The organism is Sphingobium sp. GW821-FHT02B05 (assembly GCF_059421905.1).
Map to the genome: position 1 here is coordinate 944,228 of NZ_JBWKVW010000001.1, position 11,883 is coordinate 956,110.

General features: G+C 63.3%; 10 protein-coding genes. 4 read left to right on the top strand and 6 right to left on the bottom strand.

All coding sequences use genetic code 11. From position 1 onward, the window contains the following. The first annotated feature begins 106 nt into the window (after window positions 1-106). Window positions 107-2,695 (top strand): type I DNA topoisomerase, encoded by a 2,589-nt coding sequence (topA, locus tag AC07UX_RS04775; RefSeq protein ID WP_495190825.1) that lies wholly within the window; start codon window positions 107-109, stop codon window positions 2,693-2,695. Between the two features lie 9 nt (window positions 2,696-2,704). Here topA and AC07UX_RS04780 read toward each other — a convergent pair whose 3' ends face one another. From AC07UX_RS04780 to lepB, 4 genes are all read right to left on the bottom strand, one after another. Then, window positions 2,705-3,421 carry a GGDEF domain-containing protein gene (locus AC07UX_RS04780; protein WP_495190826.1) on the bottom strand — a complete coding sequence of 239 codons (717 nt, stop codon included), beginning with the start codon at window positions 3,419-3,421 and terminating at the stop codon, window positions 2,705-2,707. A gap of 54 nt (window positions 3,422-3,475) precedes the next feature. Then, the gene (gene era / locus AC07UX_RS04785) at window positions 3,476-4,384 is read right to left on the bottom strand and encodes a GTPase Era (RefSeq protein WP_495190827.1); all 909 of its coding nucleotides are present in this window, start codon (window positions 4,382-4,384) and stop codon (window positions 3,476-3,478) included. A 70-nt stretch (window positions 4,385-4,454) separates the two neighbouring features. Beyond that, window positions 4,455-5,126 carry a ribonuclease III gene (rnc, locus tag AC07UX_RS04790; protein ID WP_495190828.1) on the bottom strand — a complete coding sequence of 224 codons (672 nt, stop codon included), beginning with the start codon at window positions 5,124-5,126 and terminating at the stop codon, window positions 4,455-4,457. Then, window positions 5,123-5,947 (bottom strand): signal peptidase I, encoded by an 825-nt coding sequence (gene lepB, locus AC07UX_RS04795; RefSeq protein ID WP_495190829.1) that lies wholly within the window; start codon window positions 5,945-5,947, stop codon window positions 5,123-5,125. Before lepB ends, rnc begins: the two co-directional genes overlap by 4 nt. A gap of 187 nt (window positions 5,948-6,134) precedes the next feature. On the opposite strand from lepB, the gene pgi reads away from it, so the two are divergent. Together pgi and gor are read left to right on the top strand one after the other, a co-directional pair. Further along, on the top strand, window positions 6,135-7,652 hold the full coding sequence (pgi, locus tag AC07UX_RS04800; RefSeq protein ID WP_495190830.1) for a glucose-6-phosphate isomerase: 1,518 nt from the start codon (window positions 6,135-6,137) through the stop codon (window positions 7,650-7,652). Window positions 7,653-7,819: 167 nt separating this feature from the next. Next, complete coding sequence (gene gor / locus AC07UX_RS04805; protein WP_495190831.1) at window positions 7,820-9,166, top strand: glutathione-disulfide reductase; 1,347 nt, start codon at window positions 7,820-7,822, stop codon at window positions 9,164-9,166. 133 nt (window positions 9,167-9,299) lie between these two features. On the opposite strand, the gene AC07UX_RS04810 is transcribed toward gor, so the two are convergent. Next, a complete protein-coding gene (locus AC07UX_RS04810) occupies window positions 9,300-10,013 on the bottom strand; it encodes a 2OG-Fe dioxygenase family protein (protein WP_495191791.1) in 714 nt (237 codons plus the stop codon). A 60-nt stretch (window positions 10,014-10,073) separates the two neighbouring features. Beyond that, a complete protein-coding gene (locus AC07UX_RS04815) occupies window positions 10,074-10,853 on the bottom strand; it encodes an SDR family NAD(P)-dependent oxidoreductase (RefSeq protein ID WP_495190832.1) in 780 nt (259 codons plus the stop codon). 103 nt (window positions 10,854-10,956) lie between these two features. Here AC07UX_RS04815 and AC07UX_RS04820 point away from each other — a divergent pair, with 103 nt between their 5' ends. Then, the gene (locus tag AC07UX_RS04820; RefSeq protein WP_495190833.1) at window positions 10,957-11,853 is read left to right on the top strand and encodes a LysR family transcriptional regulator; all 897 of its coding nucleotides are present in this window, start codon (window positions 10,957-10,959) and stop codon (window positions 11,851-11,853) included. Window positions 11,854-11,883 lie beyond the last annotated feature (30 nt).

The window sequence follows — 11,883 nt, forward strand, 5'->3', positions numbered from 1 at the left end:
GGCGCCGGCGCCGCCTCTTGCCTACATCCGCCACAGCTTGACGCGACCGATTACGACCATCCACACTCGCGCGTGTACGTGAGAGAATTTTAAGACCGGGGCCTGAATGCAACTTGTCATCGTCGAATCGCCCGCCAAGGCGAAGACCATCGAGAAATATCTGGGCGGCGATTTCCACGTCCTCGCCAGCTACGGCCATATCCGTGACCTGCCGGCCAAGGATGGATCGGTGGACCCGGACGACGGCTTTGCCATGTCGTGGGAAAATTATGGCGACAAGGGCAAGCAGCTGAAAGCCATCGCCGATGAGGCGAAGAAGGCGACCCGATTGATCCTGGCGACTGACCCTGATCGCGAAGGGGAAGCGATCAGCTGGCATGTGCAGGAAGTGTTGCGTGCCAAGAAGGCGCTGCCGTCAGTCGTGGAGCGGGTGACGTTCAATGCGATCACCAAGGCGGCGGTGCTGGACGCGATGGCCAAGCCGCGCGCGCTGGACGAGGATCTGATCGACGCATATCGGGCGCGCCGGGCGCTGGACTATCTGGTGGGCTTCACTTTGTCGCCGGTGCTGTGGCGCAAGCTGCCCGGCGCGAAATCGGCGGGGCGCGTCCAGTCGGTCGCTTTGCGGCTGGTGGTGGAGCGCGAGCGCGAGATCGAAAGCTTTACGCCGCAGGAATATTGGTCGGTCGCCGCCGAAATGGAGCAGGGCGGGCAGGGCTTCACCGCGCGCCTCGTCCGCTGGAAGGGCGAGAAGATCGAGCGCCTGACCATCGGCAAGGAAGGCGACGCCATGGCCGCCAAGGCCGATGTGGAGGCCGGTCGCTTCACCGTCGACAAGGTCGAGACGAAGCCAGTCAGCCGCAATCCTCCCGCACCCTTCACCACATCGACGTTGCAGCAGGAAGCGGCACGCAAGCTGGGCTTTTCCGCCAGCCACACGATGCGGATCGCGCAGCAGCTCTACGAAGATGGCGCGATCACTTACATGCGTACCGACGGCGTACAGATGGACGGCAGCGCCATTTCCGCCGCGCGCAAGGCCATCGCGGAACGCTATGACGGCGGTTATCTGCCCGAAAAGCCGCGCCAATATCAGACCAAGGCCAAGAATGCGCAAGAAGCGCATGAGGCCATCCGTCCGACCGAATTCCATCGCGACAAGGTGGGCAGCGGCGATCATGCGCGCCTGTACGACCTCATCTTCAAGCGCGCGCTGGCGAGCCAGATGGCGTCCGCGCGGCTGGAACGCACGACGATCGATCTGGTCGAGCAGACCGGCCAGCATGCGCTGCGCGCCACCGGGCAGGTGGTGATCTTCCCCGGCTTCCTCGCCCTCTATGAAGAGGGTCGGGATGATTCGGATGACGATGATTCGAAGCTGCTGCCGCGCATGAGCGAGGGCGACGCGCCGGCCAAGAAGAAGGTCACGGCCGATCAGCATTTCACCCAGCCCCCGCCGCGCTATTCCGAAGCGTCGCTGGTCAAGCGGCTGGAGGAACTGGGGATCGGGCGGCCTTCCACCTATGCGTCGACGCTTCAGGTGCTCAAAGACCGCGACTATGTGCGGATCGAGAAGAACCGCTTCTTTGCCGAGGAGAGCGGGCGGCTGGTGACGGCCTTCCTGGAGCGTTTCTTCGAACGCTATGTGTCCTATGACTTTACCGCAGGGCTGGAAGACGAGCTGGACGACATCAGCGGCGGCCGTGCCCAGTGGCAGGCAGTGCTGGAGGCCTTCTGGCGTGATTTCAAGCCCAAGACGGCCGAAATCATGGAGCAGAAGCCGTCCGACATCACGGCCGAGCTGGACAAGTTTCTGGAGCCGATGTTGTTCCCGCCCAAGGCGGACGGGAGCAATCCGCGCGCCTGCCCGCTGTGCGCCGATGGGCAATTGTCGCTGCGCGGCGGCCGCTTCGGCGCATTCATCGCCTGCTCCAACTATCCGGAGTGCAAATATACCCGCAAGTTCGGGCAGCCGGGTGGCAGCGAGGGGGCCGACACGGGCCCGGAAGTGCTGGGCCAGCATCCCGAAACCGGGCAGGATATCGTCAGGAAATCGGGACGTTTTGGTCCCTATATCGAAATGGGTGAGGGCAAGGAGGCCAAGCGCGGCTCCATCCCCAAGGATCTGCCCGATGGCGAGATGACGCTCGACTGGGCGGTCAAGCTGCTGAGCTTGCCGCGCGAAGTCGGCCTGCATCCGGAGACCGGCAAGCCGATCGTGGCGAATATCGGGCGCTTTGGCCCCTATCTGCTGCATGATGGCAAATATGGGCGGCTGGCCAATACGGCCGAGATTTTCGAGGTCGGCATGAACAGCGCCGTCGTGAAGCTGGCCGAAGCCGCCAACCGGGGCGGCCGGTCGAGCGGCGGTCGCGAACCATTGAAGGTGCTGGGCGCGCATCCGCGTACCGAGGCCGAAATCAAGCTGATGGAGGGCCGTTACGGCGCCTATGTCACCGATGGCACGACCAATGCCACGCTGCCCAAGACGGTGGACAAGGACCAGTTGACGCTGGAGGAGGCCGCGCAACTGATCGACGCGCGCGCCGCCGCTGCGCCGGCGAAGAAGGGCAAGAAGGCTCCCGCCAAGAAGAAGGCGGCGCCCAAGAAGGATGCGGCTGAAAAGAAGCCCGCGGCCAAGAAGCCCGCCGCCAAGAAGGCGCCGGCGAAGACAAAGGCGGCAGCAGCCGAGTAAGCGAACCGGTCAGGCGGCGCGGCGTACCTGGTTGCGCCCGCCCGTCTTGGCGGCATACATGGCAAGGTCGGCCAGATGCAGGCTGGCCTCGATCGGGTGATCCGGATCGGACGCGCTGAGGCCGATGCTGGCGGTGACGCGGACCGCGCCGCCCGTAGGGGCGCGCACCCGCAGCGACTGGATCGATATGCGGACGAGTTCGGCGCGCCTTTCGGCCTGATCTTCGTCACAATCGATCAGGCAGGCGGCAAATTCCTCGCCGCCCAGCCGCCCGCACAGGTCTGTCGGGCGCAGCGCCTCGGCTATGGCGCGGGCAACATCGTGCAGCACGGCATCGCCGGTCTGGTGGCCATGATCGTCGTTGAAGCGTTTGAAATGATCGATATCGATCAGCAGATACCAGTTGTCCGGCCGGCGATGGATCTGCCCCGCCCGGCGCAAGAATGCGTTGCGGCTGAGCAAGCCGGTCAGCCCGTCAATATCGGCGAGCCGCGCCAGTTCGGCCACGCGCAATTCCAGTTCCTCGCGCAGACGACGATTTTCCTCACCTTGACGGACAAGTAGCACGCAGACCGGTGTCGATATGCTGCCCGAACAAAAAATGCCGACCCCGAAATAGCGCAGCGGGATGAACATGCCGGGTATCGCCGACACGATGGCCATGATGGCGATCGTCCCCAGAACGGAGACGCCGACGGAAAAGGCAATTTTCTGGCTCGGTCCCATGACCGGGGCCGTAACGACATAATGTAAAGGATGGATTTACTTTGACTTGCTGGGTTATTCGACCCAGTCCAGCCCGATGTCGCGATAGATGCTGCGATCATCCTCCCACCCTTCCTTCACCTTGACGTGAAGATAGAGGTGGACCTTGACGCCCAGCAGGTTGGCCAGTTCGGCGCGGGCCTTCGACCCGATTTCCTTCAGGCGCTGCCCGCCCTTGCCCAGTACGATCGCGCGCTGGGTCGGGCGGCCGACCAGGATCTGCTGGTGAATTTCGACCGAACCGTCGTCACGCTCCTTATACTGTTCCGTATCCACCGCGGCGGCATAGGGAAGTTCGGCGTGCAACTGGTGATAAAGCTGTTCGCGGGTGATTTCGGCGGCCAGCATGCGGTCGGTGGCGTCCGAAACCTGATCCTCCGGGAAGTGCCACGGTCCTTCGGGCATCGCCTTGGCAAAGGCGGCCTTGAGTTCGGGCAAGCCGTCGCCGGTGCCGGCGGACACGAAATAGATTTCGTCGAAGCCAATCTGATCGTTCAGCTTTTGCGTGTGGACCAGCAACCGCTCCTTGGTGGCGATATCCACTTTGTTGATGATCAGCCATTTGCGTTCGGTGCGATGCTTGAGCGCTTCGATGATCGGTTCCAGCTTGGGGCCAAGGCCAGCCTTCCCGTCGATGACCATGGCGATCAGGTCGGCGCCTTGCGCGCCGCCCCAGGCCGCCTGTACCATGGCACGGTCCAATCGGCGCTTGGGGGCGAAGACGCCAGGCGTGTCGACCAGTACCAGTTGCGCATCGCCCTCGATCGCCACGCCCATCACGCGGGTTCGGGTGGTCTGCGCCTTGGGGCTGGTGATCGCCACCTTTTGCCCCACAAGCGCGTTTACCAGCGTGGACTTGCCCGCATTGGGCGCGCCGACGATGGCGATGACGCCGCAGCGCTGGTTATCGTTATCAACCGTCACATTCATTCCATTCATTCGCACGCATTGCCGGCCTGCAAAAGCAGACCCGCCTCATAGCATAAAATCGGATTCAACCCGCCAGTTTCTCCAGCAGCGCCTTGGCCGCTGCCGTTTCGGCTTCCTGCTTCGATCCGCCGGTCGCCACCGCTTCGCCGGCGCCCTTGATCGAGACGGTCACGGTGAAGCGCAGCGCGTGGTGCGGGCCGGATCGGTCGGTCAGCACATATTCGGGCGGCTTGCGCTTGTTGGCGGCGGCCCATTCCTGAAGATAGGATTTTGGGTGCCGCGGCGCGCTGGTCTGGGTATCGACCCGGTCGCCCCAGAGGCGACGGACCAGGGCGCGGGCTTCCTCCAGCCCGCCTTCCAGATAAAGCGCACCGATCAGCGCCTCCATCACGTCGCCCAGCACATTGTCGCTGTCGGCGGCGCCATCGTCGCGCGCCTGCTTGCCCAGCACCATATGGATGGGGACGCCGGCGTTGCGCGCGACTTCGGCGCAGGTTTCGCCCGATACCAGCGCATTGAACCGGCGTGACAGCTTGCCTTCGGGTTCGTCGCTGAACCGGTCGAAAAGCCATTCGCCGATCAGCAGGCCCAATATGCGGTCGCCCAGAAATTCCAGGCGCTCATAATTGACCGCCTTTGCGCTGCCATGGGTCAGCGCCTGTTCGAACCGCGCGGGATGGGTCGGCGCGCGGCCGATCAGCGCCTTCAACCAGGATGCTGTGTCAGGCTTGCTCAAAAGCCTTCCCCGATCCGGCTCCACCGTGCGGCCGTGAACCAGGTCCAGGGCAGCAGCCAGTTTGCGCTGCCATCGGTCGAGAAGACGGAAATCATCGCCTTGCCCACCAGATTTTCTTCGGGGACGAGGCCGATGCCGCCGCCTTCGACCGCCGGGAAGCGGCTGTCGGCGCTGCGATCGCGATTGTCGCCCATCATGAAGAGATGCCCCTGCGGCACCAGCACGGTGTCGCGATCGTCCGCCGCGCCGTCGGGCAGCAGGTCGAGCACATTGTAGCTTTTCCCGCCCGGCAGCGTCTCGCGGAACTGCGGATAGCGGCACTGCTTGCCGCCGTCGGGCGCGGCTTCCTCGAAATCGGGGCGATAGCAGGGCGAGGGCGCGCCCTCCTTCGTCGCGGCATCGACCATGTTGGGCGTAACCGGAATGACGAGGTCGGCGACCTTCTGCTTGGGAATGGCCTGACCGTTCAGATAGACGGTTCCGCCGCGCACCGCGATCATGTCGCCGGGCAGCCCGATCACGCGCTTGATATAGTCGTTCTTTTGCGTCGGCGGGGCCTTGAACACGACCACGTCGCCGCGCTCCGGCGTGGACGCCAGGATGCGGCCGGGGATCAGCGGAATGCTGAACGGCAGCGAATAGCGCGAATAGCCATAGGGCCATTTGGCCACCAGCAGATAGTCGCCGATCAACAGGCGCGGCTGCATCGATTCCGACGGAATGTTGAAGGGCGAGATGATGAAGCTGCGCAGGATGAAGACGAACAGCCCGAGCTTGGCGAGAAACCAGAGAAAGTCCCGCGTTTCCGATTTGGCAGTCATGGAGTGTCGTCTGATCCCTTGCATGAGCCGATAAAGCGGCCGTGGCGGCTTGTGGAGCCTGTGTCGGAGCGCGTCAAGCAGTCCTTGGATTTGTAAAGCATTGGGCAAAGCGCGCCGCTTTGGGCTAAGCATAGGGGGAATCGACCGGTGCAGCGTCGATATCGACCAACGTCATAGAGGAAATTGCATGACCAGCCCTGCACAGCCGAGTTCTTTGGCGGCCATCGCCGCGCTCCCGCAAGCTGACCTCAAATCCATTTTTACCACCGATCCCGATCGTTTGTCCAAACTGGTGCTGAGCCAGGGACCGATCCGGTTCGACTGGTCCAAGACCCATCTGACCGACGATCTGCTGGCCGGTTTCCTTGACCTGGCCCAGGAACAGGATTTTGCCGGTTGGCGCGACGCGCTGTTCGCGGGCCAGGCGGTCAACAACAGCGAAGGCCGCGCCGCCGAACATCCCGCCGAACGCGGCGAGGGCAATGCCGACAGCGTCGCCCATGCCAAGATGCTGCACCAGCGGATGCGCGGCCTGGTCGATGCGATCGAGGCGGGCGCGCTGGGCGAAGTCCGTCATATCCTGCATATCGGCATCGGCGGGTCCGCGCTTGGCCCCAAGCTGATCGTCGATGCGCTGGACGGCGACGGCGTGCGTTATGATGTGGCGATCGTGTCCAATGTGGACGGCACCGCGCTGGAGCGGGCGCTGGAAGGGTTCGATCCGCATACGACGCTGATCGCGATCGCGTCGAAGACCTTCACCACCAGCGAAACCATGCTGAACGCGGCGAGCGCGATCAACTGGATGGTCGAGGCGGGCGTGGAAGACCCCTATGGCAAGGTGATTGCACTGACCGCCGCGCCGGAAAAGGCGATGGAATGGGGCGTGGACGAAACCCGCATCCTGCCCTTTGCCGAGAGCGTGGGCGGACGCTATTCGCTCTGGTCCTCGATCGGCTTCCCGGCTGCCATGGCGCTGGGCTGGGATGCGTTCGAAAGCCTGCTGGAAGGCGCGGCGGCGATGGACCGGCATTTCCGCCTGTCCCCGCTCGCGGAAAATGCGCCGTTGATCGCGGCGTTCGTCGATCAATATTATGCGCGGGTGCAGGGACTTCAGACGCGCGCGCTGTTTGCCTATGACGAACGGCTGGCGCTGTTGCCCTCCTATCTCCAGCAACTGGAGATGGAGAGCAACGGCAAGAGCGTGACCCGCGACAATCAGCCGGTCGTTGGACCGACCGCGCCGATCACCTGGGGCGGAGTGGGTACCGACGCGCAGCATGCGGTGTTCCAGTTGCTGCATCAGGGCACGGTCATTTCGCCGGTCGAATTCATCGCCTCGATCGAGCCGGGCCATGTGCTGGACCCGGCACATCATCGCGCGCTGCTGGTCAACTGCTTCGCGCAGGGTGCGGCGCTGCTGCGCGGCAAGGAGAATGCGGGCGATCCGGCGCGCGCCTATCCCGGCAACCGGCCGTCCACGACCATCCTGCTGGACGATGTGACGCCGGAGGCCTTGGGCGCCCTGATCGCTTTCTACGAGCATCGCACCTTCGCCAATGCCGTTTTGATGGGCATCAACCCCTTCGACCAGTTTGGCGTGGAACTGGGCAAGGAAATCGCCAAATCGATCGAGGCCGATGGGGCGACAGGGTTCGACCCGTCGACCATGGCGCTGATCGACCTGGCGCTGGGCGGGGAATAGTCCCGACGGCTGTTCGTTTCGAGCGAAGTCGAGAAATGCTTTTGCGTGCTTCTGCTTCTCGACACGCTCGAGCCGAACGGAGGTGGTCTGGGTACCAGCAACAATATTCCCATTTGTAACTGGCGTCATCACCCGCCATATCCCGCCTCAATAATCGGAGGCCAAGCATGAGCGGATATGATTTCGACCTTTTCGTCATCGGTGCAGGATCGGGCGGCGTGCGCGCCTCCCGCGTCGCGGCGGCCCATGGCGCGAAGGTCGCGGTGGCCGAGGAATTTCGGGTTGGCGGCACTTGCGTCATTCGTGGCTGCGTGCCCAAGAAGCTGCTCATCTACGGCGCGCATTTCGCCGAGGATTTGAAGGACGCGCGCCGGTTCGGCTGGGACGTGCCGGAATGCGGCTTTGAATGGACCACGCTGCGCGACAATGTGCTGGCCGATGTCGATCGGCTGGAAGGGCTCTATGGCAATACGCTGAGCAGCCATAAGGTCGAGGTGATCCGCGAGCGCGCGACCGTCACCGGGCCGCACGGCATCAAGCTGGCCAGCGGTCGCGAGGTGACGGCCAAGGTGATACTGGTCGCCACCGGCGCCTGGCCGATCGTCCCCGATCTGGACGGCGCCGAACATGGCATCACCAGTAACGAGGTGTTCCATCTGGACGAATGTCCCAAGCGGATCGTGATCGTGGGCGGCGGTTATATCGCCAACGAGTTCGCCGGCATCTTCCATCAGTTCGGCAGCCATGTGACGATGGTCAATCGCGGCAGCGACCTGCTGCGCGGCTATGACGAGCAGATCCGCGACCGCCTCCTGCAAATCTCCATGACGAAGGGGATCAATTTCCGCTTCAATGCGAAGATGGAGCGGATCGAGAAGAAGGACGATGGGACGCTGTGCGTCCATATCGAAGGCGGCGATCCGGTGACCGCCGACGTCGTGCTATTTGCGACGGGGCGCAAGCCGCATGTCGACGGGCTGGGGCTGGAGACAGCCGGGGTCGCATTGACCGACAAAGGCGCGATCAAGGTCGACGATTACAGCCAGACCAGCTGCGATAGCATCTATGCCGTGGGCGACGTCACCGACCGGCTGCAACTGACGCCGGTGGCGATCCGGGAAGGCCATGCCTTTGCCGACACCGTTTTTGGCGACAACAAACGCAAGGTGGATTATAGCTGCGTGCCGTCCGCCGTGTTCAGCCATCCGCCGCTGGCCGGCGTGGGCCTGACGGAGGCGCAGGCCAAGAACCAATATGGCACGGTGAAGGTCTATACGTCCGATTTCAGGCCGATGAAGAATGTGCTGGCGGGGCGTCAGGAACGGGCGCTCTACAAGATGGTCGTGGATGCGACGACCAACAAGGTAGTCGGGCTGCACATGATCGGGCCGGATGCGCCGGAGATATTGCAGGCCGCCGCTATCGCGGTGAAGGCGGGCCTGACGAAACAGGATTTCGACGATACCGTTGCGCTGCATCCCAGCATGGCGGAGGAATTGGTGCTGTTGAAGTAAGACTGGCGCGCGGTGATGAAAGCCCGTGTCCGTCTGGACCCCGGCCTGCGCCGGGGAACGCCTCATACTGGTCATGTTATGCGTCGGTATAAACACCCCTTCGACGTCGCGCAGGGCGAACGGCGGTAGGCGATCACCGTTCAGCGACGAACGTCACGACCAGCGCATCGCGCCAGGCTGGCAAGGCCGGATCGACCGGATGGATTTCCGTTACGCCGTGCAGGATGCGGTGATCGTCGATCAGCATCGTGTCGGCCGGGTTCGTCAGCGTGAATTCGCCGAGCGCCCTGCCGTCAGGCGCCCCGATGCGGGTCACGCCTTCGCGGACATTGCGCCGCTCGACCAGCATGACCAGCACATGGTCCACCCCGTCGCGGTGCATCCCTTCGGGCGTGGGGCGGCCCTGTTCGTCCGGTTTCGCCTCGATCCGGAACTGGTGCATTTCGACATGCCAGTGGCCCATGGCGGCAGCATCGAAATGGTCGGCGCAAAAGGCAAAGATCGCAGCGAGGACGGGATTGTCGATCGTGTCGTCCGCGACCGGATCGAACCAGCGCTGCACGTCGCCGTTGAGCGCATTATAGTCGCGGCTCTGATAATGGGGTTGATGCGGCTTGCGGGTAAGGCGCCCCTGTTCCAGCGCGAAGGCCGCATGGCGGCGCCGGCGATAGCGGCCGCCATCGGCCATGTAGAGATCGGGGCCAAGGTCGTTCCAGCTTAGCGCGAAAGCCGCCCAATCGGGTTCGGCAACGTCCAGCATATCGAACATCGTCGCGCCGGGCAGGCGGGCATAGCCGTCCGTTCGAAGGGCATGTTCGATATGGGAAAGGCTGTCCGTGTCGCTCATCATCATCCCTCTAATAGAGGCGAGAGACGAGCGACAGGGCCAGTTTCCGCAAGGCGGATTTTACGCGATCGTGGGCACCATGCCGCCTTCGACCCGGATGGCCGCGCCATTGGTGGCGGCAGCCAGCGGACTGGCTAGATAGGCGACCATCGCGCCGACCTCGTCCGCCTCGATCAGCCGCTTGATAAGCGAAAGAGGGCGCAGTTTCGTGAAGAATTCCGCTTCGCGATCGGCTTCCGGAGCGTCCTTATTGTCCACCACGGAACGGATGAAATCGACGATCCCTTCCGAGCGGGTGGGGCCGGGCATGACGGAGTTGACCGTGACGCCGGTGCCGCGCGTATGTTCGGCAAGCCCGCGCGAGATGGACAGTTGGGCCGACTTGGTCATGCCATAATGGATCATCTCGGCCGGCGGCAGCAGGCCGCTTTCGCTGGCGATGAACAGCACACGGCCCCAGTTTTTCTCCAGCATCCTGGGGAAATAATGGCGGGAGAGGCGGGCTCCGCTCACGACATTGACCTCGAACAGATGATGCCAGTCTTCGTCTGTGATGTCGGCGAAATCCTTGGCTTCGTAAATGCCCAGATTGTTGACGAGGATGTCGGTGGCGGGGACGGCGGCGATCAGCGCGGCGGCGCCCTCCGCCGTGGCCGGATCGGCCAGGACGGCGTTGACCGGCAGGGCGATGTCTGCGGCGGCGGCGTCCAGCTTGGCCTGGCTACGGCCAGTGATGGTGACGGCGACGCCCTCCTGCGCAAGCCGCCTGGCGATAGCGAGACCGATGCCGGCGGTCGATCCGGTGACGATGGCGCTTTTACCGGTAAGTTTCAGGTCCATGGGCTTTTCCCTTTCGAATGAGACAGCGAGTTGGACAGGTAGATAGATATTCCCTTATTGATGATTAGATGGAATGACATCACTTCAGAAGTGAATTGAAATCATGGATAATCGGTTCGGCGACGTTGAGACTTTCCTGATGGTGGCGGGTGAAGGCAGCTTTGCAGCGGCCGCAAAGGCTTTGCGCCTGACCCCGTCGGCGGTCAGCCGGTCAATCGCAAGACTGGAACAAAGGCTGGGCGTAGCGCTGGTCCGACGCACGACCCGCTCGCTGGCATTGACCCGTGAAGGCCAGGTCTATCGCGACCGGATGACCGCGATATTCGGCGATATCCATGATGCCGAAAGCAGCCTGCACATGGAGGGAGAGGGACCGCGTGGGCTGCTACGGATCAACGCTTCGCCTTCGTTCGGCATGGAATGTCTGATCCCTATCCTGCCGAAATTTGGCGCGCTCTATCCGGCGGTGAATGTAGACCTGACGCTGACCGACGATATCGTCGATCTGGTCGAGGAGCGGGCGGATATCGCCATTCGCATCGGGCCGCTGCGCGACACCCGCCTGCGTGCGAAGAAGCTGGGGCATAGCCGCATGGTGCTTGTCGCCAGTCCCGATTATCTGGCGCGGTTAGGAACGCCGGAGACACCGGACGATCTGGACGCGCACGACTGCCTGCGCTTCACCTTTCGCCGGTCGGTGGACAGTTGGCCATTCCGGGTGAAGGGAAAATTGGTGCAGCGGCCGGCGGAGGGGCGCTTCTTCGGCAATTCGGGCGAAGTCGTGCGGCACATGGCGGTCGCAGGTGCCGGCATCGCCCGGCATGGCCGTTTCCACGTAGCGCGTGACCTGCGCGAGGGACGGCTGGTCGAGGTGCTGGCCGACTATAATGCCGGCGATGGCGAGGATATCCACGCCCTCTATGCAGCCGAAGATCGGGCGGCGGCGCGCGTTCGCGTCTTTCTGGACTTCCTTGAGGGAGAGATGGTGATCGATGGATAGGGTTTTTGGATCCGGTCAGATGCGGCCACG